This window comes from Streptomyces sp. NPDC087420 (genome assembly GCF_044744165.1).
Classification (GTDB): domain Bacteria; phylum Actinomycetota; class Actinomycetes; order Streptomycetales; family Streptomycetaceae; genus Streptomyces.
On record NZ_JBIUXU010000011.1, the window covers coordinates 48,716 to 69,183 of the forward strand.

Here is a 20,468-nt window from a genome sequence, read left to right on the forward strand (position 1 = left end):
CAAGACGCTCGGCCGCCAGCAGTTCGGCTCGAACCGCCGTCCCACCCAGGAGGGATTGACACGAGCGCCTGGTTCGGCCACGTCACCGAACCGGGATCAAGATCGCCCAGCTACCCGCCCTTTCCGTTCGGATACGCCCCCGACGGCCGGATACCGACCCTGCCGTTGGCCAAATCTACTGATTCATGGGCGAGTTGGCTGGCCATGGATGAACCGTGCTGAAACGGAAGAAAATCGGTGTCCTGCTCGCGACGGCGGCCCTGGTCGGTGTGACGGCGGGCGCCACGCCACCGAGCCGGCCGCCCCACTCGGCCCACTCGGCCTCGTCGGTGGAGGCGCGCCGCCCCCTGCCCGACACCACCGACCGGGCGTTCCTCCAGCAGGTGGTGAAGGCGGTCAACACCTACCGCGCGAGACACGGCGCGCGGCCGGTGCGGCTGGACCGGAAACTGAACGCGTACGCCAAGTCCCGCGCACGGGAGGTGTCTTCACACGAGCGGTTGCGCGAGGGCCACCGCGGCCTGGACCGGGGGTACGGAGAGAACCTGTACTGGTCCGGCTCCGCCGAGCCGAACCACCTGCCCGGACCGACGGCCGTGAAGGCGTGGTACGACGAGGTCGCCTCGTACGACTTCCGGGCCGGCGAATTCAGCCGCGCCACCGGGCACTTCACCCAGTTGGTGTGGCGCGGATCGAAGAGGATCGGCGCGGCCAGGGCGACCGGGCGGGGCGAGGAGTGGTTCGAGAACTACGTCGTGGTGACGTTCAGCCCGCCGGGGAACGAGGAGGGCCGGTTCCGGGAGAACGTACGGGACGAGGTGCGTTAGGGCACGGGTCAGCACGAGTCAGTAGGCGGGTGGTCAGTAGGCGGGTTCGTTGCGGATGACGATCAGGGAAGTGATCTTGCCGTCACACACGGTGAAGTAGTTGGTCATGATCAGGTCTCCTGGCAGGTTGGTCTTGTCGTACTGGCCGTCGTAGCGGGCCCGCACGATCTGGTCTCCGTAGTGGTCCACGACCTCGGTCACCTCCAGAGTGACCTTGTCACCGACCATTTCCTTGGTCACCCAGCGGCGGATGGCGGCGGCGCCGCAGAACTCACGGCGCGCGTCGTTGACAAAAGCGTCCTCGGCGAAGGTGGCGAGGACGGCGTCCACGTCGAAGGCGTTGACGGCACGTACGTGCTGGGCCAGTACCGGAATCAGTGTGGTGTCCGACATGAGAGCGAACCTCCCTGAGACGGGGTTTGCGCCACCGCTTCGGTGGGCCTGATCACCACCTTCGGCGCTCCCCCGGCGGGAGGGTCAACACTCGGCCCGCACGTGGACCCTCCGGCAGGGGGAGAGTCGATACTGACCCCATGAGGCAGGCACTGATGGTCGGGGACTTCTCCAGGGTGACGCACCTGAGCGTCAAGACGCTCCGGCACTACCACCAGGTCGGCCTCCTGCACCCCGCCGAGGTCGACCCGGACACCGGCTACCGCTACTACACACCCGACCAGATTCCCACCGCACAGGTCATCCGCCGGCTCCGCGACCTGGACATGCCGATCACGGACGTCAAAGCCGTCCTGGCCACCCCGGACGTCGCCACACGCAGCGCCTTGATCGCCACCCACCTGGACCGCCTGGAATCCGAGCTGGCCCGGACCCGCTCGGCGGTCGACTCCCTGCGCAACCTGCTGCGACGCCCGGCAGCGGCCCCGGTCGAGCACCGCACGGTGCCCGCCTGCCCGGCCATGGGCATCAGCACCGTGGTGGACCGCGCCGACCTGCTGGCGTGGTGGCAGGGCGCGTGGGCAGAACTGCGCGCCGCGGTCCAGGCCCAGGACCTGAATCCGGCCGGTCCCGGCGGCGGCCTGTACGCCGATGAGATCTTCCAGGACGACCGCGGCCGGGCCACCGTCTTCGTCCCGGTGGAGGGGCACGTACGCCCCATCGGCCGGGTCGAGGCCCTGGTCGTTCCGGCCGCCGAGCTGGCGGTCATCACCCACCGCGGCTCATTGGCCGACGCCGACCTCACCTACGGCGAACTGGGCGCCTACACGGCACGGCACGAGATCGGCATCGCCGGCCCGCTGCGCGAGTACTACCTGCGCGACGCACGTGACACACCCGAGGCCTCCCAGTGGATCACGGAGATCGGCTGGCCCATTTTCCGCGCGGACGACGACCACGAAACGGGACCATGATCGCCCGATCGCACACTCACCGCTCGTGGCTGCATCATCCCCGCCGCCGGTCCGAGCTGGTCAGTCAGCGGTGGCCGGCGTACGGGTCAGGGTCCAGTAGCCGACGTCCGGGACCATGCCCAGCACGGTGTTCACGCGGATCATGGCGTGGTTCGACTCGTCGTTGTGCGTCGTGACCGTCTCGACGCCGGCCCGGCACGCGTACAGCAGCGAGGCCGCCTTCACCGCCGTCGCCACGCCCTGGCCCCGGTGGTCGGGGTCGGTGCCCGTGAAGGCCACGTGCCAGCTGTTCGCGTCCGTCCGGGGGAAGAGGATCGTCATGCCCTCGGGGCGTACGGTCCCGGTCACCGCGGCCGTCCCGGGCGCCGGGCCCGCGTCCGCCGGGGACGGTTCGGCGAGCAGGAAGACGGTGTCGGGCGGGCACAGCGCGAGCCACGCGCGCGGGTCGGGCCGGGCCTCCAGCGGAAGCGGAAGGCCCTGCCCGCACCGCTCGAAACAGTCCACGATCGTCCGCTCCTCCGCGAGCATGGTCGCCAGCCGGACCTGTACGCCCGCGTGCTCCAGCGCGGACTTGGCCCGCGCGGCCAACTCCCCTTCGTGCCCGCACAGGTCGAAGCGGAAGCCGACGCTGTGATGGACGACACCGAAGCCGTACCGCTCGGCGAACGCCCGCCCGCGGGGGAGGTCGTCCCGCAGCATGCTGCTCACGGTCCCGCCGCCACCGGCCCGCCCGCCACCGGCCCGCTCCCACGCGCCCATCAGCCGGTCCGCGAGCGCCGTCCCGATCCCCCGCCCGCGCTCCGCCGGGTCGACGGCGACCAGGGCGGTGGCCGTGCCGGGGAAGACGGGGTCGGCGGTCACCTTCGCCGCGCCCACCAGCCGTCCGTCCCCCTCGGCGACCAGGGCGCCGCCGACGGCGTCCCGGACGGTGACGGACAGGTCCGTACGCAAAAGGTGCCGGATGTCGGCCGCGCTCGCACGGATCAACAACTCCACGGCGCCGTCCACATCAGCCGCGCGAAGCGGGCGTACCGACCAGACGGGGTCTGCGCTCATGATCCGAACCGTAGACGAAAAAGCGACCAATCGCCCAAATACGACTATTGGCCACGCCACGGAAATGCGGACCGACCCGTACGTGTGCGTCGTACGGGCCGGTCCTGGGAAAGGCCAGGGGTATGGAGGGGGGTCAGACCCCGGCCTGGGTCTTCTCGGTGACGATCTTCCCGGTGGGCTCGGACGCCGGGGTTTCGGAGTCGGAGTCGGAGGCGTCGGAGGCGTCGGAGTCACCGACGTGCGGACCGTGGTCGTCCAGGAGCGTCGTCTCGTCGAACGGGATGCGGCCCGCCAGGACCTCGCCCGCCCGCTCCTTGTCGATCTCCTTGGTCCACGTGCCGACCAGGACGGTCGCCACCGCGTTGCCCGCGAAGTTCGTCATGGCGCGCGCCTCGCTCATGAAGCGGTCGATGCCCACGATCAGGCCGACCCCGTCCACCAGCTCGGGGCGGTGCGACTGGAGGCCGCCGGCCAGGGTCGCCAGACCGGCGCCGGTGACACCCGCCGCGCCCTTGGACGCAACGATCATGAAGAGGAGGAGCGAGATCTGCTCACCGATCGAGAGCGGGTCGCCCATCGACTGCGCGATGAAGAGCGAGGACATCGTCAGGTAGATGGCGGTGCCGTCGAGGTTGAAGGAGTAGCCGGTCGGCACGGTGATGCCGACGACGGGCTTGCTGATGCCCATGTGCTCCATCTTCGCGATCAGGCGCGGCAGGGCCGACTCCGACGACGAGGTGGAGAGGATCAGCAGGAACTCGCGGCCCAGGTACTTGAGCAGGAGCAGCAGGTTGATCCCGGCGACGAACCGCAGCAGCGCGCCGAGGATGACGAAGACGAAGATCGCACAGGTGATGTAGAAGCCGATCATGATGACGGCGAGCGACTTGAGCGCGTCCACGCCCGTCTCGCCGACCACCGCGGCCATCGCGCCGAAGGCGCCGACCGGAGCGGCCCACATGATCATGGCGAGGATCCGGAAGACGAGCCGCTGGATGTGCCCGATGCCCCGCAGCACCGGCTCACCCGCCTTGCCCATCGCCTGGAGCGCGAAGCCCGCGAGCAGCGCGACCAGCAGCGTCTGGAGGACCTCGCCCTCCGTGAAGGCGGACACCATGGTCTTGGGGATGATGCCGAGCAGGAAGTCCGGCAGGGACTCGCTCGCGCCCTCCGCCTGCGCCGCGCCCACGCCCTTCGTGGCCTCGGTGAGGTGCAGGCCAGAGCCCGGCTCCAGGATGTTGCCGACGACCAGGCCGATGGCCAGGGCGACGGTCGACATCACCATGAAGTAGCCGAGGGCCAGTCCGCCGACCGCGCCGACCTTGGCGGCCTTCCTGACCGAGCCGACTCCGAGCACGATCGTGCAGAAGATGATCGGGGAGATCATCATCTTGATCAGGTTCACGAAGCCCGTGCCCAGCGGCTTGAGTTCGACGGCGACGCCAGGAGCCGCGAAGCCCACCAGGATGCCGAGCGCGACGGCTACGATCACCGCTATGTACAGATAATGCGTACGGTCCCGCCTTGCTGCGGCCACGGGTCCTCCTTGACTCGTCCCTGCGATGCCCCCGTCGTCCCGACTGGGGTCCCGGCGACTATCCACCACCGTGTGACCCCGGTCACCCTTGCGTTCATTTCGTTCATACGATTCCGGACAGGCAGACTTGGGCCATGCGTCTGCTCCGACGGCTGCTCCGCCGCCTCCCCCGCCCCCGCAGCCTGGCGGGCCAGCTCTTCGCGATGCAGGTCGTGCTGGTGGCGGCCGTCGTGGCGGGCTGCGCGGTCTTCGCGTACGTCACCGATCGTGCCCAGGCGGACGAGACGGCACGCAGGCAGGTTCTGGCCGCGGCGCGCGCCATGGCCGATTCGCCCTCCGTACGGGAGGCGATCCGTACGCCCGACCCGACGGCGGCCCTCCAGCCGTACGCGGAGCGGGTCCGGCACGACACCGGGGTCGACTTCGTGACGATCATGAATCCGCGAGGGATCCGCTGGACGCACCCCGATCCGAAGCAGATCGGCATGCCCTTCCTGGGGCGTACGGCCCCGGCGCTCGAAGGACACACGTTCACCGAGACCTACACCGGCACGCTCGGCGCCTCCATGCGGGCCGTGACCCCGATCAAGGACGGCGGGGAGATCACCGGGCTGATCAGCGTCGGCATCACCGTCGACCGCATCTCCACGCAGGTGACCGAGCAGGTGCGGGTGCTGTTCCTGGCGGCGGGGGTGGCGCTGATGCTGGGCGGGCTGGGGACGTACGTCGTCAACGCGCGGCTGCGGCGGCACACGCACGGCATGAACGCGGCGGAGCTGAGCCGGATGCACGACTACCACCAGGCCGCGCTGCACGCCGTACGGGAAGGGCTGCTGATGCTCGACGGACAGCGCAGGATCGCGCTGATCAACGACGGCGGGCGGGAGCTGCTCGGCCTGGACGACTCGGCCGTGGGGCGGCCGGTCGCGGCCCTGGGGCTGCCGGTGCCGCTGACGGGGGCACTGCTGGCGTCGGAGCCCCGGGTCGACGAGGTGCACATGACCGACGACCGGATCGTGGTGGTCAACACCCGTCCTGTGGTGGGGGGTGAGCAGCGGGGCACGGTCATCACATTGCGCGACCACACCGAACTCCAGGCGCTGTCGGGCGAGTTGGACTCGGAGCGGGGCTTCACGCAGGCGTTGCGGTCGCAGGCGCACGAGGCGGCGAACCGGCTGCACACCGTCGTGTCGCTCATCGAACTGGACCGCGTGGAACAGGCGGTGGAGTTCGCGACGGCGGAACTGGAGCTGGCTCAGGTGCTGACGGACCGGGTGGTGGGCGCGGTGGCCGAACCGGTGCTGGCGGCGCTGCTGTTGGGGAAGGCGGCGCAGGCGAACGAGCGGGGTGTGGAGCTGGTCCTGGCGGAGGACAGCCGGATCGACGACGGGGTGCTGCCGGCGTCGCTGCCCGCGCGCGACCTGGTGACGATTCTGGGGAACCTCATCGACAACGCGGTGGACGCGGCGGGGGCGGGGGCCGCCGGGGCGGCGGGGGGCGGAGGCGGTTCCGTCGGTGCCGCTCGTGTCACCGTGACGGCGCTGGTCGAGGACGGGGTGCTGCTGCTGGGGGTACGGGACACCGGCGCCGGGGTCGAACCGGGCGACCGGGCCGAGGTGTTCCGGCGCGGCTGGTCGACACGGGGGCCGGGGCGGGGGCTGGGCCTGGCGCTGGTCCAGCAGGCGGTGCACCGGGCGCGGGGGACGGTGGAGCTGTCGCAGGGGCCGGAGGGCGGGGCGGAGTTCACCGTACGGCTGCCGGTCGCCTCCGGCGGGGGTGCGGTCGGTGGCGCTGTCGCGTCCGGCTCGGGTGGCGCGTCCGGCTCGGGTGGCGCGTCCGGCTCGGGTGGCGTGTCCGTTGTTCCCCGGCCGAGAGGGGCCGCGTCGTGACCGGGAGCGTCATCCGGGTGCTGGTCGTCGAGGACGACCCCGTCGCCGCCGACGCCCATCAGCTGTACGTACGCCGGGTGCCCGGCTTCGCCGTCGCGGGTGTCGCGCACTCGCGGGCGGAGGCGGGGCGGGTGCTGGAGCGTACGGCGATCGACCTGATCCTGCTCGACCTGTACCTGCCCGACGGCCACGGCCTCCACCTCCTGCGGAGCCTGCGGGCCGGCGGGCACCAGGCGGACGTCATCGCGGTGACGTCGGCGCGGGATCTGGGGATCGTACGGGAGGGGGTGTCGCTCGGGGTCGTGCAATACGTGCTCAAGCCCTTCACGTTCGCGACGCTGCGGGACCGGCTGGTGCGGTACGCGGAGTTCCGCGCGTCGTCGGGGGAGGCGAGTGGTCAGGACGAGGTGGACCGGGCGCTCGGCGCGCTCCGTACGCCTGGTCCGGCGTCCCTGCCGAAGGGGCTGAGCGGGCCGACGCTGGAGGCGGTGACGCGGACGTTGCGGGAGTCCGCGAGTGGCCTCACGGCGGCGGAGGCGGCGGAGCGGGCGGGGATCTCGCGGATTACCGCGCGGCGGTATCTGGAGCACCTGGTGACGGTGGGGCGGGCGGAACGGAGCCCCCAGTACGGGCACGTGGGTCGGCCGGAGCTCCAGTATCGGTGGCGTTAGGCGGGCGTGCCGCCTTGTCCTCAAACGCCGGACGGGCTTATTGAGCGGCGGACGGGCTTATTGGCTGCCAGCCCACCTGGATCAGGGTGGCGCCCTTCCGGCGGGAGACGAAGTGGCCCCGGCCAGGAGGCAGCGGCCGGGCCCGGACGTTGCCCAGGATCTCGCCCTCCGTGGGGTCGCCCGAGAGCACCACGCCCTGGGCGCCCAGTTCCCGGACCCTCTGGGTGAACGGCTCGTACGCGGCGCGGGAGGCGCCGGCGGAGGTGCGGGCGATGATGAAGCAGACGCCGGCGTCGCGGGCGAAGGGGAGATGTTCGGTGAGCACGGCCAACGCGTTGCCGCGCGAGGTCGCGACCAGGTCGTAGTCGTCGACGAACACGAACATCCTCGGACCGGACCACCAGCTCCGGTCGCGCAGTTGCCGCTGAGTGACGTCCTCCGGCGGGAGACGCTTCACGAAGAGATCCCTGAGTGCCTCCATGTGCGTGTCCACCGTGGTGGGCGAGGCGGCGTACTCGATCAGATGCGAGTCCGGCACGCTGCCCAACAAGCTCCGCCGGTAGTCGACCACGACGACGCGCGCCTCGTCGGGCGTGTACCGCTCGCAGATCTGCTTGGCCAGCAGGCGCAGGAGCGCGGTCTTCCCGGACTCGCTCTCCCCGAGGACCAGGAAGAAGGGATCGGTCTCGAAGTTGACGTAAACGGGTTGCAGGGCGCTCTCGTCGATGCCGAAGGCGACACCGTAGGCCGGGGTGGCGTTGCCTGTCGGCAGCTGGTCGGCGAACAGCACTCCGGGGAGCAACCGGACCGGTGGGGCGGGCGGGCCCTGCCAGGCCTGTGCGACGGCGCGGCTCATGGAGGCAGTCGCGTCGGGCAGGTCCTCGTCGGAGGCGACGCCGTCGATCCGTGGCAGCGCCGCGATGAAGTGCAGCTTCTCGGGCGTCTGCCCGCGCCCGGGAGTGCCCGCCGGGACGTTCGCGGCGACGGAGACGGAGAACTCCGACTCCGCGGGGTCGCCGAGCCGGAGTTCGAGCCGGTTCATCAGGTGGTCCCTGAGCGCCGGACGCACGTCCGCGTCGCGGTTGGCGGTGAGGACGACGTGGATTCCGTGGCCGAGGCCACGCGACGCGAGGTCGGTGACGGTCTCCGCCAGCGTCTCGTACTCCTGGCGGAGACTTCCCCAGCCGTCCACGACGAGGAAGACGTCCCCCCATGGCTGGTCGGTGATCTCTCCGCGCGCACGACCGCGCCGGTAGGCCGCCATGGATTCGATACGCAAGGAGCGGAAGTACTCCTCGCGCCGGTCCAGGATCCCGGCCACCTCCGTCACGGTCCGCCGGACCCGCTCCGGGTCGAGCCGGGAGGCGACATCGCCCACATGCGGCAGTTCCGCCACGGCGGACAGACCTCCTCCGCCGAAGTCCAGTCCGTAGAACTGGACTTCCTGCGGGGTGTGGGTGAGGGCGAAGGACGACACCAGGGTGCGCAGCAGGGTCGACTTGCCGGACTGCGGGCCACCGGTGATCAGCATGTTGCCCGCGGCGCCGGCGAAGTCGCGCCACAGGACGTCGCGACGCTGCTCGTACGGCTTGTCCACCAGGCCCAACGGCACGACGAGCGGCAGGTCTTCGGCCGTGTGGCCGGGGGACGTCAGGCCGCGCCCCTCGGCGACCGTCAGGCCCGGCAGCAGTGCGTCGAGCGGCGGTGCCTGGTCCAGCGGCGGCAGCCAGATCGGGTGGGCCGGGGGGCCTTGATCCTTGAGGCGGTTCAGGATGAGGTCCATCGGGGAGTCGCCGTCGGCGCCGCGCGCGTCCGCCCCGGCCCAGCCGGACGCGTAGGCCGCCCGGAAGCCGACCATGTGGTCCATGTCGAACCGCAGATAACCGGAGCCGGGCACGGACGGCAGCGTGTAGGCGTCCGGCACGCCCAGTACCGCGCGTGATTCCCCGGCCGAGAAGGTACGCAGACCGATGCGGTACGACAGATGGGTGTCCAGACCGCGCAGTTGTCCCTCCTCCAGGCGCTGCGAGGCCAGGAGCAGGTGAATGCCCAGCGAACGGCCGATGCGGCCGATCTGGACGAGCACGTCCAGGAAGCCGGGCTCGGCGGTCAGCAGCTCGGTGAACTCGTCGATGACCATGACCAGGGTCGGCAGCGGCATCAGCGGTGTCCCCGCCGCGCGCGCCCGTTCGTACTCATGGATGTTGGGGTAGTTGCCCGCGTCGCGCAGTACCTGCTGCCGGCGGTTGACCTCGCCGCGGATCGCGTCGCCCATGCGGCCGACCAGGGACGGCTCGTCGGCCAGGTTGGTGATGACCGCCGCCACATGGGGCAGGCGGGCCATCCCCGCGAAGGTGGCACCGCCCTTGAAGTCCACCAGGACGAAGTTCAGCGTCTCGGGGGAGTGGGTGACCGCCAGCCCGAGGACCAGGGTCCGCAGCAGCTCCGACTTGCCGGAACCGGTGGCGCCGACACACACACCGTGCGGGCCCCAGCCTCCCAGTGCGGCCTCTTTCAGGTCCAGCACGACCGGGGCACCGTTGGCGTCGACGCCCACCGGGGTGGTGAGTCTGCGCTCCGGCTTCGTGGTCCAGGCGGACGAGGGGTCGGCGTCCCATTCCCCGGGGAGCGGCAGCAGCTCCAGGAGGCGGGGGACGGAGTCGCCGTCGTCCCGGTACGTGCTCAGCGGGCGGGCGCCCGGCCTCCGCCACGCCGCGGCCACCTGGTGCAGGAGCGCGTCGAGTTCCGCACCCTCGTCACCGGTCCCCGGGGGCGTGGCCGTCTCCCCCGGGCTCCCCGCCGTGGCCAGCGCGGGGACCGCCAGCCGGACGTAGCGCCGTCCCCGGGTCAGTCCGAAGCCGGGCTGGCCCGGCGGGATCCCGCCGGCGAGGTCACTGTCGATCCGCGACTCCTGCGGGTCGGCGAGGGCGAGTTCGACCCACGTACCGAGGTGCAGGAAGAGGTCTTCGGGCAGGTCCTTCCACCGGTCGGTGGAGACCGCCAGGTGGATGCCGTAGTAGACACCCTGCTGGGCGACGCCGAGCAGCAGGCGGGACTCCTCCGGGTAGCGCGCCGCGAAGTCCGGCCAGGAGTCGACGAGGAGGAACACTTCGCCGTTCGACTCGCCTTCCAGCGCCCCCTGCGTCCGCTTCTGGCGGAAGGCCTTCGGGGACCGGATACGCAGGGCGTTGCAGAGCCTCTCGCGCCGTTTCAGCGTGGCCATGATGCCGTCGACCAGGGTGCGTACGTCGTCGCCGCGGGCGTAGTCCGCCACCATCCCCACATGCGGCAGGGCGTCCAGGCGCGTCATCCCGTCCGGTTCGCCGTGCAGGGCGTATATCTGCACCTCGTCCGGGGTGTGGGTGAGCGCCAGCGAACAGGCGAGGGTGCGCAGGACCGACGTCTTGCCGCTCCACCTGCCGCCCACGACGCCGATGTGCGGCGCGCCCCCGGACAGGTCGAGCGTCAAGGTCTCCTGGAGACCCTGCGCCGGGTCGTACATCCTCCCGAGCGGCACGGTGAGCTGTCCGTTCGGCGGCCAGTCGGGCGCGCAGAGACCGCGGTCGGGGCCTGTCACGAGCGCCGGCAGCAACTCCCCCAGGGAGAGGCTGTCGGAGACGAAGGGATCGGTCTCCGCGGTCCGCCCCCGGTGCCACAACGCGGCGGTCGCGAGGGGGATGTTGCCCTGCACTCCGGAGCGGAACTCGGTCGGCGTCTGCGGGGCCCCGCTCGCCCGGACGTGCCGCTCGACGTGCTGGAACAGCTCGTGCGCCGTGATCACACCGTCGTTGTCGATGTCCGCGCGCCCGGTGCTCAGGCCGTCGATGATCGCTTCGGTGAACACCGAGTGGAAGACTCCCGACCGGCTCTTCACCGTCTCGCCCTCGAAGGCGAACTCCAGGACGTCCGAGGCGGTCATGACGTACGTGCCCTTGCCGGCCGCCTGCACCGACAAGTCACCGTCGTCGGGCGCGAAGGGCGCCATGCCCTGGACGTACGCCCCTCCGAAGCAGCAGTCGAGCAGGAGCACCTTGCCTCTGGCGCGGCAGCGGCTCATCTGCTCCTCGATGAACCGCGCGGAGATCGCGGTCGATTCGGGCAGGTCCCGCTTGGTGCGCAGCGTCGTGAAGAACAGGCGTCCGTGCTTGTCCCGGATGCCGTGGCAGGACACGTAGAGCAGCAGGGTGTCGTGGGGCCCGAGGTCACGCAGCGTGCGCTCGACGTGCTCCTCGATCTCCGCCTTCGAGTCGTTGACCAGAGGGATGACCCGGTCGAAGTAGCCGATCGCCTTGTCCTCCAGCAGCGCGCCCAGACGGCGGGCGTCGGAGGCGGGAGAGCGCAGGCGGCGCAGTCCGGAGTCGATGTAGTCCGTGGTGGCGATGAGCAGGGCGACGCGGCTCACGGTGTCTCCCCGGGCCTACGGCTGGGGGTCGCTGCCGGACCGGCGCTGGAGCCACGCCTCGATCAGCGCCTTCTGGTCACTGCTCGAAACACCTTCGACGATCAGCGAGTCGTCACCCTCGGTGAGTTCCACGCGGCGCGCCTGCGCCCGCTGCCGCCACTCGCTCACCAGGCTGACCAGCGTGTTCAGAGCCGCCCGTGAGAACGCTCCGGTGACGAGCAGGGCCCCGAGCGTCGTGACCGTGCCGCCCTTGGAACCCGCCGGGGCGTCTCCGCCCTCCGGGCGATCGACGGACGCGGCCGCGTCGAGCAGCAGCAGTTCCTCCTGGAGCTCCCGGGTCAGGGCGTCGGTCTCTTCCGCGTCGCCTTCCGCCGCCTCGACGGCGACGGCGATCCGCATGGGTCGCATGGAATGGTTCCCCCGTTGCTCTCCGGTCGGTCAGAGCCCCAGCTTGGCACAGAACAACCCTTGTGAGCATGCCCGTTGACCACTCCGAGGGCGTCTGTCCAAGGGAGTCGAGGACGTCTAGAAGACCGACTCCGCCTCGCGCATCCGGTTCTCCGGGACCCGCTTCAGCTGCGTCACGGCCTCCGCCAGCGGAACCATCTCCACCGACGTCCCCCGCAGCGCGGTCATCCGGCCGAACTCACCCCGGTGCACCGCCTCCACCGCGTGCCACCCGAAGCGGGTGGCGAGCACGCGGTCGTACGCCGTCGGCGTGCCGCCGCGCTGGACGTGGCCCAGGATCACCGGGCGGGCCTCCTTGCCGAGGCGGTGTTCCAGCTCGGCGGCCAGGCGGTTGCCGATGCCCCGGAAGCGCTCGTGGCCGAACTGGTCGATCTCGCCCTTGCCGTACTCCATCGAACCCTCGGCCGGATGCGCGCCTTCCGCGACGCAGATGACGGCGAACTTCTTCCCCCGGGAGAACCTCGCCTCGACCATCTTCACCAGGCTGTCCACCTCGAAGGGCCGTTCCGGCAGGCAGATTCCGTGCGCGCCGCCCGCCATGCCGGACTCCAGCGCGATCCACCCCGCGTGGCGGCCCATGACCTCGACGACCATGACGCGCTGGTGGGACTCCGCCGTGGTCTTGAGGCGGTCGATCGCCTCGGTCGCGACCATGACCGCCGTGTCGAAGCCGAACGTACGGTCCGTCGAGTAGATGTCGTTGTCGATCGTCTTCGGGACGCCGACGACGGCCATCCCCGCGTCCGACAGCAGCCGCGCGGCGGTGAGCGTGCCCTCGCCGCCGATCGGGATGAGCGCGTCGATGTCGTACCGGCGGGCCAACTCCGCGCAGTTCTCGGCAGCTTCGCGCAACCGGTCGCGCTCCAGGCGGGCCGAGCCGAGGATGGTGCCGCCCCGCGCGAGGATGCCGCTGACCGCGTTCAGGTCCAGCGGGCGGTAGTAGCCGTCGAGGAGTCCTTTGAAGCCGTCCTCGAAGCCGATGACTTCGTCGCCGTACCCGGTCATGGCCCGGTGCACGACCGACCGGATCACTGCGTTCAGGCCGGGGCAGTCGCCGCCCGCGGTGAGAATTCCGATACGCATCGTGCCGTGTCTCCCGCTCGCTAGTGCTGTGCTTTCCGGGGGCGGGCCCTCCGCACCCCACGCATGAGCCGCTTCGATCCTCCCACGCGGGGCGGCGAAGCCGCGCATCCGGCCACCCCGAGTCCGGGGGACGGGACCAACGGCTCCTAGCCGTACCCAGAGGTATTGTCAAGAGGGAATTGCCGCCCGCAGACACCACCGAAACATCACCGACGAAACACCCGACGAACAAACGACGAACACCCACCGACAGGGACAGGAGAGCACGCGTGACGCGCAGCGTGTACGTGACCGGGATCGATCGCGGGGACGGCCGGCAGGTCGTGGAGCTGGGGGTCATGGAACTCCTGACCCGCCAGGTGGACCGCGTGGGCGTCTTCCGTCCGCTGGTGCACGACGGCCCCGACCGGCTCTTCGAGCTGCTCCGCACCCGCTACCGGCTGTCACAGGAGCCTTCCGCGGTGTACGGCCTCGACTACCACGAGGCGACCGCGCTCCAGGCCGAGCGCGGCACGGACGAGCTGGTGTCGCGCCTGGTGGACCGCTTCCACCGGGTGGCGCGGGAGTACGAGGTCGTCCTCGTCCTCGGCACCGACTTCGCCGCCACCCAGCTCCCCGACGAGCTGTCGCTCAACGCGCGGCTGGCGAACGAGTTCGGCGCGTCGGTGATAGCGGTGGTGGGCGGCAAGGACCAGTCCGCGGAGTCCGTACGGTCGGAGGCGCGCAACGCCCACCGGGCGTACGAGGCCCTCGGCTGTGACGTGCTGAGCGTCGTGGTCAACCGGGTCGCCGCCGAGGACCGGACGGCCATCGCCGAGGGGCTGGTGTCGCAGCTCCCGGTGCCCTGCTACGTCCTGCCCGACCAGCCCGCGCTCGCCGCCCCGACCGTCGCGCAGATCACCCAGGCCCTGGGCGGCGAGGTGCTGCTCGGTGACGACGCGGGCCTGGCGAGGGACGCGCTGGACTTCGTGTTCGGCGGGGCGATGCTGCCGAACTTCCTGGGCGCGCTCACCCCGGGCTGCATGGTGGTCACCCCGGGCGACCGCGCCGACCTGGTGGTGGGCGCGCTCGCCGCGCACTCGGCGGGCACCCCGCCGATCGCGGGGGTGCTCCTGACGCTGGACGAGCGGCCCGCGGACCTGGTGCTGACGCTGGCGTCCCGGCTGGCGCCGGGCACGCCGGTGATCTCGGTGGCCGGCGGGTCGTTCCCGACGGCGACCGAGCTGTTCGGCCTGGAGGGGAAGTTGAGCGCGGCGACCCCGCGCAAGGCGGAGACCGCGCTCGGGCTGTTCGAGCGCCACGTGGACACGGCGGACCTGCTGGAGCGGATGTCGGTGGCCCGCAGCGGCCGGATCACCCCGATGATGTTCGAGCACGAACTGCTGGAGCAGGCCAGGTCGCACCGCCGCCGGGTCGTCCTGCCCGAGGGCTCCGAGGAGCGCGTACTGCGGGCGGCGGACGTGCTGCTGCGCAGGAACGTCTGCGACCTGACCCTGCTCGGCGACCCGGAGGTCATCCGCAAGAAGGCCGCGGACCTGGGGATCGATCTGAGCGCCCCGTCCACGCAGTTGATCGATCCGACCGCCTCCGACCTGCGCCGGCGCTTCGCCGAGCGGTACGCGGAGCTGCGCGCCCACAAGGGCGTGACGGTGGAGCTGGCGTACGACGTGGTGGCGGACGTGAACTACTTCGGCACGCTGATGGTCGAGGAGGGCCTCGCCGACGGCATGGTGTCGGGCTGTGTGCACTCGACGGCCGCGACGATCCGCCCGGCGTTCGAGATCATCAAGACCAAGGAGACCGCCTCGATCGTCTCGTCGGTCTTCTTCATGTGCCTCGCCGACAGGGTGCTGGTGTACGGCGACTGCGCGGTGAACCCGGACCCGGACGCCGAGCAGCTCGCGGACATCGCGGTCCAGGCGGCGGCCACGGCCGCCCGCTTCGGGGTCGAGCCGCGCATCGCGATGCTCTCGTACTCGACGGGCACGTCCGGTTCCGGCGCGGACGTCGAGAAGGTGCGGGAGGCGACGAAGCTGGTACGGGCGGCCCGCCCCGAGCTGCGGATCGAGGGCCCGATCCAGTACGACGCGGCCGTCGAGCCGTCCGTCGCGGCGACCAAGATGCCGGGCTCGGACGTGGCTGGGCAGGCGACAGTTTTCATCTTTCCTGATCTCAACACCGGGAACAACACCTACAAGGCCGTGCAGCGTTCGGCCGGCGCCGTGGCGGTGGGGCCGGTCCTCCAGGGGCTGCGCAAGCCCGTCAACGACCTGTCGCGGGGCGCGCTCGTGCAGGACATCGTCAACACGGTCGCGATCACGGCGATCCAGGCCCAGGACGGAACGGCATGACGGACTCTCCCACCCGGGTACTCGTTCTCAACTCCGGTTCCTCGTCGCTGAAGTACCAGCTGCTGGACATGGCGGACGCGAGCCGCCTCGCGGTCGGTCTGGTGGAGCGCATCGGCGAGAAGGACCCGAGGCTCGTCCACACCCCTCGTACGGGAGAGAAGCGCGAGCGCAAGGGCGGTTTCGCCGACCACACGGCCGCGCTCAAGGCCGTCGGCGAGGAGCTGGCCGAGGACGGGCTGGGCCTCGACTCCCCCGCGCTGGCGGCCTTCGGCCACCGGGTCGTGCACGGCGGGCCGCGGTTCGGCGAACCGGTCGTGGTGGACGACGACGTACTGGCCGAGATCGAGCGGCTGGTGCCGCTGGCGCCGCTGCACAACCCGGCGAACCTGACCGGGATCCGTACCGCCCGGAAGCTGCGGCCGGACCTCCCGCAGGTCGCCGTGTTCGACACCGCCTTCCACCGGACGATGCCGGAGTACGCCGCCCGCTACGCCATCGACGTCGAGACGGCGGACGCGCATCTCATCCGCAGATACGGCTTCCACGGGACCTCGCACGCCTACGTCTCGCGTAAAACCGCCTCGCTCCTGGGCAAGGACCCGGCCGACGTGAACGTGATCGTCCTGCATCTGGGGAACGGCGCCTCCGCGTCGGCGGTCCGGGGCGGGCGGTGTGTGGACACCTCGATGGGAATGACGCCGCTGGAGGGGCTGGTGATGGGCACCCGATCCGGTGACATCGATCCCGCCGTCCCCCTCCACCTCCAGCGGGTGGCCGGGATGTCCGTCGACGAGACCGATGAACTTCTCAACAAGAGAAGCGGTCTGACCGGCCTCTGCGGGGACAACGACATGCGCGAGATCCTGCGCCGCTCCGACGCCGGTGACCAGCGCGCCCGACTGGCCTTCGACGTCTACATCCACCGGTTGAAGAAGTACATCGGCGCGTACACCGCCGTGCTCGGCCGGGTGGACGCGGTGGCTTTCACGGCGGGCGTCGGGGAGAACGCGGCGGCGGTCCGCGAGGCCGCCGTCGCAGGTCTGGAGCCCATGGGTCTCACGGTGGACCCGGAACGCAATACCGTACGTTCCGACGAGCCGCGGATCATCTCGCAGGACGGTGCGCGGGTCGTGGTGGCCGTCGTCCCGACCGACGAGGAGCTGGAAATCGCGCAGCGGACTTTCGCGCTGGTCGGCACGGAGAACGTACGAAAGGACGAGATTCGAACGCCTCTCTCCTGAGCGGCAGTCCGCCCATTTGTACTTTCCACCAGACGGAATATTCCGCGCCGAAACAAACCGATAGGATCCGCCTCATGCGCCGTTCCAAAATCGTCTGCACACTGGGCCCCGCCGTCGACTCGTACGAGCAACTGAAGTCGCTCATCGAGGCCGGAATGAATGTGGCCCGCCTGAATATGAGCCACGGAAGTCACGCCGAGCACGAGGAGCGGTACCACCGCGTCCGTCAGGCCGCCGCCGACACCGGTCGCGCCGTCGGCGTGATGGTGGACCTCCAGGGCCCCAAGATCCGTCTGGAGACCTTCGCCGAGGGTCCGGTGGAGCTGGTCCGCGGGGACGAGTTCACCATCACGACGGAGGACGTCCCGGGTGACAAGTCCATCTGTGGCACCACCTACAAGGGGCTGCCCGGGGACGTCTCCAAGGGCGACCAGATCCTGATCAACGACGGCAACGTCGAGCTGCGGGTCGTCGAGGTCGAGGGCCCCCGGGTCAAGACCATCGTCATCGAGGGCGGGGTGATCTCCGACCACAAGGGCATCAACCTGCCCGGCGCGGCGGTGAACGTGACCGCGATGTCGGAGAAGGACGTCGAGGACCTGCGCTTCGCGCTGCGCCTGGGCTGCGACATGATCGCGCTCTCCTTCGTGCGCGACGGTGACGACATCCTGGACGCGCACAAGATCATGGACGAGGAGGGCCGCCGGGTCCCCGTCATCGCCAAGGTCGAGAAGCCGCAGGCCGTCGAGAACATGGCGAGCGTCGTCGCGGCGTTCGACAGCATCATGGTGGCCCGCGGTGACCTGGCCGTCGAGTATCCGCTCGAAAAGGTCCCGATGGTCCAGAAGCGGCTCATCGAGATGTGCCGCCGCAACGCCAAGCCGGTGATCGTGGCGACCCAGATGATGGAGTCGATGATCACCAACTCCCGTCCCACCCGCGCCGAGGCGTCCGACGTCGCGAACGCGATCCTGGACGGCGCGGACGCGGTCATGCTCTCCGCCGAGTCCTCGGTGGGCGCGTACCCGGTCGAGACGGTCAAGACGATGTCGAAGATCGTGGTCGCGGCCGAGGAGGAGCTGCTCTCCAAGGGCCTCCAGCCGCTGAACCCGGGCAGGAAGCCCCGTACGCAGGGTGGTTCGGTCGCCCGCGCGGCCTGTGAGATCGCCGACTTCCTGAGCGCCAAGACGCTGGTCGCCTTCACCCAGTCCGGCGACACGGCCCGCCGCCTCTCCCGCTACCGCGCCGCGCAGCCGATCCTGGCCTTCACGACGGACGAGTCGACGCGCAACCAGCTCTCGCTGAGCTGGGGCGTGGAGTCCTTCATCGTGCCGTGGGTCAACAGCACGGACGAGATGGTCGACCTGGTGGACGTGGAGCTGCTGAAGCTCAAGCGCTACAACGACGGCGACATCATGATCATCACCGCCGGTTCGCCTCCGGGGATCCCGGGCACGACGAACATGGTCCGGGTGCACCACCTCGGCGGCCAGGGCCGCGACTGACCGCGTTTGGTCTTTCCTTGTACGGCTGTGGGCCGCATCCCGGATCGGGGGTGCGGCCCACAGCCGTACGCGGTGCTCGTACGTTCAGTTCGTGACGTAGTTCTTGAGGTCCGGGATCGTCAGCGTGCCGCCGAACTGGCCCGCCTGGAGCACCGTGACGTCCGTGAAGAACGCGAACGGGATGTTCAGCGGAGGCGGGGTCGCCGGGCTGAAGGTGATCGGGATCAGACCGAAGAGGTTGCCCTTCAGCTGTTCCGTGTACATGGTCACCTCGGCACCCCGGATGGTCGACGTGGTGCCCGGGCCGCCCGTCGTGTGGCCCAGTCCGCCCGCGGGGTGGATCCAGCTCTGGTGCAGGTCCTTGATGTCCAGGGACGAGGCCGTGAATTTGAGCACCTTCTTGAGCTCGCCGCTCGCGGTCTCCACCTCCACAATGCCGTGGTAGTCGAGGCCGTTCAGGGTCAGCAGTGAACTCTCCAGCGTCCAGGGCTCATTGGCCAGCCGGGGAACGCCCTGCTCCTGCTTCGCGTTGGCCAAAGCCTCGGGGTCCGCGGTCGGGCACGGGAACGGCTCCTTGCCGTCCGCGTCCTCCGGGATCTCCTCGTCCTTGCGGGTGTCGAGCCCCTTCGCGTCCTTGTCCAGCTCCTCCACCGTGGCGCCGGCCTTGTCGGCGGCGTCCTTGATGGCGTCCTCGGCGGCCTTGGCGGGGTCGGTGGTGTCGGTGGTGTCGGACGCTTGGCCGGTGGGCCGGTCCGGCTCCGGCGTCGAGGTCGGCCTGTCGGTCGACGACCGCGTCTTCGACGGGGTCGGTACGGGCTGCTCCGGGGTCGCCGTCGCCGTGTTGTCCGGCTCCGGCGGGGGCGTCGTCTTCTTGCTCCCGCCACCGAGCAGGTCGCCGAGCGCGTCTCCGAGGCCCAGCGGGTCCAGCGGGTTCCTGGTCTTCGTGGGCTTCGGGGTGGGCGTGGGCTGCGGTTCGCCCTGGGGCGGGTCCGGGGGCTGCGGCGCGGGGGCCGAACTCGCCGACGGCTGCGGCGCGGGGGCCGTACCGCTGTCGGACGGGGTCGGCGTTGACGGGTCCGCCGGGTCCGACGGGTCCGACGGGTCGGCGGACTCCGACGACGAGGGCGACGGCGACGGCGAGCCGCTCGGCGACTCCGAGGGGTCGGGCTCGTCGGAACGGGTCACACACGGCCCCGGCAGGAAGGGGATGTCCTGATTGTCACTGGCCAGCGCGAGCCGGGGGGTGAGCCCCATGCCCACGAAGACCGCCGTCGGCATCGCGGCCAGGGCCATCGCCTTGCCGGCGGGTATCTGGAGCTTGTTCAGGAGCGACTTCTTGGGTGCCGCGTGACGCGGCCCCCTCCGCACCCGGGGGTCGTCGTCCCCGGCCGCGGTCCACTGCGCGTGGTCACCCCGCACTGTTCCTCCCGCCATTGGCCTCGGCAGTCGTTTCCGTCACGTTCGGTTCCGCCCCTTCGCGCGGGGCGGGGAGGAGGGGGTCGCCGGGGCGATCGGGCTCCGGGGCCCACTCGTCGTACTCCTCCGCGGGCTCCTCGGGCACGTAGTGCTTGACGGGGACCCAGGCGAGCGCGAGCCCGCCCCCCACCAACGCGAAGAGGTAACCGAGCAGGAAGCCGCCGAAGTTGGAGATGGGGATCGAGACCAGGGCCAGCAGGATCGCGGCCACGCCGGAGAACACCCGGACGAGGCTGTGGTACCACATCGTCAGACCCAGGGTGACCAGCAGGACACCGATGATCAGCGAACCCGCCCCGGCCGTGGTGGACATGGCCAGCGTGAGGTTGCCCAGCTTGAGATTCCCGTACGGGAAGTAGGCGATCGGGATTCCGCCGAGGAGGGTGAACAGGCCGGCCCAGAAGGGGCGGTTGCCACGCCAGGCTCGGAACCGAAGCCGCCAGTAGGTGAATCCGCGGGGATCTGTGGTCGCGGCCTCGGCCTTCATGGAAAACAGCTCCCTGGAAGCGGTGTTGCGGTTGCGGTAGGAGTGGGGCCGAGCGAGCCGAACAGCACCGGGGAAGGGTCCCGGGGCGGCTCGGCCCGCCCGAGTCGA

At 70.6% G+C, this 20,468-nt stretch carries 15 protein-coding genes; 7 read left to right on the forward strand and 8 right to left on the reverse strand.

Features of this window, described 5'->3' with window-relative positions; translation table 11 throughout:
* Positions 1–215 precede the first annotated feature (215 nt).
* Entirely contained in the window at positions 216–827 is a 612-nt protein-coding gene (locus ACIO1C_RS23205; protein WP_401866437.1) for a CAP family protein, read from the forward strand.
* 33 nt (positions 828–860) lie between these two features.
* Here ACIO1C_RS23205 and ACIO1C_RS23210 read toward each other — a convergent pair whose 3' ends face one another.
* On the reverse strand, positions 861–1,220 hold the full coding sequence (locus ACIO1C_RS23210) for a nuclear transport factor 2 family protein (protein ID WP_401866438.1): 360 nt from the start codon (positions 1,218–1,220) through the stop codon (positions 861–863).
* A 140-nt stretch (positions 1,221–1,360) separates the two neighbouring features.
* Between ACIO1C_RS23210 and ACIO1C_RS23215 the strand changes: the two genes are divergently transcribed.
* Complete coding sequence (locus tag ACIO1C_RS23215; protein WP_401866439.1) at positions 1,361–2,194, forward strand: MerR family transcriptional regulator; 834 nt, start codon at positions 1,361–1,363, stop codon at positions 2,192–2,194.
* A 60-nt stretch (positions 2,195–2,254) separates the two neighbouring features.
* Here ACIO1C_RS23215 and ACIO1C_RS23220 read toward each other — a convergent pair whose 3' ends face one another.
* The gene (locus tag ACIO1C_RS23220) at positions 2,255–3,250 is read right to left on the reverse strand and encodes a GNAT family N-acetyltransferase (protein ID WP_401866441.1); all 996 of its coding nucleotides are present in this window, start codon (positions 3,248–3,250) and stop codon (positions 2,255–2,257) included.
* 133 nt (positions 3,251–3,383) lie between these two features.
* Entirely contained in the window at positions 3,384–4,787 is a 1,404-nt protein-coding gene (locus ACIO1C_RS23225; RefSeq protein WP_401866443.1) for a cation:dicarboxylate symporter family transporter, read from the reverse strand.
* Positions 4,788–4,921: 134 nt separating this feature from the next.
* On the opposite strand from ACIO1C_RS23225, the gene ACIO1C_RS23230 reads away from it, so the two are divergent.
* Positions 4,922–6,676: an ATP-binding protein gene (locus ACIO1C_RS23230; RefSeq protein WP_401866445.1), complete on the forward strand. Its 1,755-nt coding sequence runs from the start codon at positions 4,922–4,924 to the stop codon at positions 6,674–6,676.
* Positions 6,673–7,347 (forward strand): response regulator, encoded by a 675-nt coding sequence (locus ACIO1C_RS23235; protein WP_401866447.1) that lies wholly within the window; start codon positions 6,673–6,675, stop codon positions 7,345–7,347. Before ACIO1C_RS23230 ends, ACIO1C_RS23235 begins: the two co-directional genes overlap by 4 nt.
* Before the next feature lie 37 nt (positions 7,348–7,384).
* On the opposite strand, the gene eccCb is transcribed toward ACIO1C_RS23235, so the two are convergent.
* From eccCb to ACIO1C_RS23250, 3 genes are all read right to left on the reverse strand, one after another.
* A complete protein-coding gene (gene eccCb / locus ACIO1C_RS23240) occupies positions 7,385–11,749 on the reverse strand; it encodes a type VII secretion protein EccCb (protein WP_401866449.1) in 4,365 nt (1,454 codons plus the stop codon).
* 15 nt (positions 11,750–11,764) lie between these two features.
* Positions 11,765–12,157: a hypothetical protein gene (locus ACIO1C_RS23245; RefSeq protein WP_401866451.1), complete on the reverse strand. Its 393-nt coding sequence runs from the start codon at positions 12,155–12,157 to the stop codon at positions 11,765–11,767.
* Positions 12,158–12,274: 117 nt separating this feature from the next.
* Positions 12,275–13,300, reverse strand: a complete 1,026-nt coding sequence (locus ACIO1C_RS23250) for an ATP-dependent 6-phosphofructokinase (protein WP_401866453.1) — start codon at positions 13,298–13,300, stop codon at positions 12,275–12,277.
* A gap of 269 nt (positions 13,301–13,569) precedes the next feature.
* Here ACIO1C_RS23250 and pta point away from each other — a divergent pair, with 269 nt between their 5' ends.
* From pta to pyk, 3 genes are all read left to right on the forward strand, one after another.
* Positions 13,570–15,651, forward strand: coding sequence for a phosphate acetyltransferase (gene pta / locus ACIO1C_RS23255; protein WP_401866454.1), 2,082 nt, complete (start codon positions 13,570–13,572; stop codon positions 15,649–15,651).
* The gene (locus ACIO1C_RS23260) at positions 15,648–16,892 is read left to right on the forward strand and encodes an acetate kinase (protein ID WP_401866455.1); all 1,245 of its coding nucleotides are present in this window, start codon (positions 15,648–15,650) and stop codon (positions 16,890–16,892) included. Before pta ends, ACIO1C_RS23260 begins: the two co-directional genes overlap by 4 nt.
* 74 nt (positions 16,893–16,966) lie before the next feature.
* On the forward strand, positions 16,967–18,397 hold the full coding sequence (pyk, locus tag ACIO1C_RS23265; protein WP_401866457.1) for a pyruvate kinase: 1,431 nt from the start codon (positions 16,967–16,969) through the stop codon (positions 18,395–18,397).
* 84 nt (positions 18,398–18,481) lie between these two features.
* On the opposite strand, the gene ACIO1C_RS23270 is transcribed toward pyk, so the two are convergent.
* Together ACIO1C_RS23270 and ACIO1C_RS23275 are read right to left on the reverse strand one after the other, a co-directional pair.
* A complete protein-coding gene (locus ACIO1C_RS23270; RefSeq protein ID WP_401866459.1) occupies positions 18,482–19,816 on the reverse strand; it encodes a hypothetical protein in 1,335 nt (444 codons plus the stop codon).
* Positions 19,806–20,360, reverse strand: a complete 555-nt coding sequence (locus ACIO1C_RS23275) for a DUF6114 domain-containing protein (RefSeq protein WP_401866461.1) — start codon at positions 20,358–20,360, stop codon at positions 19,806–19,808. The genes ACIO1C_RS23270 and ACIO1C_RS23275 overlap by 11 nt, the downstream gene beginning before the upstream one ends.
* Between the last annotated feature and the right edge of the window lie 108 nt (positions 20,361–20,468).

What these genes read in the sequence shown, in the direction of transcription:
- ACIO1C_RS23210 (WP_401866438.1), bottom strand. Translation starts at nt 1,220, where the DNA reads ATGTCGGACACCACACTGATTCCGGTACTGGCCCAGCACGTACGTGCC.
- ACIO1C_RS23215 (WP_401866439.1), top strand. Translation starts at nt 1,361, where the DNA reads ATGAGGCAGGCACTGATGGTCGGGGACTTCTCCAGGGTGACGCACCTG.
- ACIO1C_RS23220 (WP_401866441.1), bottom strand. Translation starts at nt 3,250, where the DNA reads ATGAGCGCAGACCCCGTCTGGTCGGTACGCCCGCTTCGCGCGGCTGAT.
- ACIO1C_RS23230 (WP_401866445.1), top strand. Translation starts at nt 4,922, where the DNA reads ATGCGTCTGCTCCGACGGCTGCTCCGCCGCCTCCCCCGCCCCCGCAGC.
- ACIO1C_RS23245 (WP_401866451.1), bottom strand. Translation starts at nt 12,157, where the DNA reads ATGCGACCCATGCGGATCGCCGTCGCCGTCGAGGCGGCGGAAGGCGAC.
- ACIO1C_RS23250 (WP_401866453.1), bottom strand. Translation starts at nt 13,300, where the DNA reads ATGCGTATCGGAATTCTCACCGCGGGCGGCGACTGCCCCGGCCTGAAC.
- ACIO1C_RS23260 (WP_401866455.1), top strand. Translation starts at nt 15,648, where the DNA reads ATGACGGACTCTCCCACCCGGGTACTCGTTCTCAACTCCGGTTCCTCG.
- pyk (WP_401866457.1), top strand. Translation starts at nt 16,967, where the DNA reads ATGCGCCGTTCCAAAATCGTCTGCACACTGGGCCCCGCCGTCGACTCG.
- ACIO1C_RS23275 (WP_401866461.1), bottom strand. Translation starts at nt 20,360, where the DNA reads ATGAAGGCCGAGGCCGCGACCACAGATCCCCGCGGATTCACCTACTGG.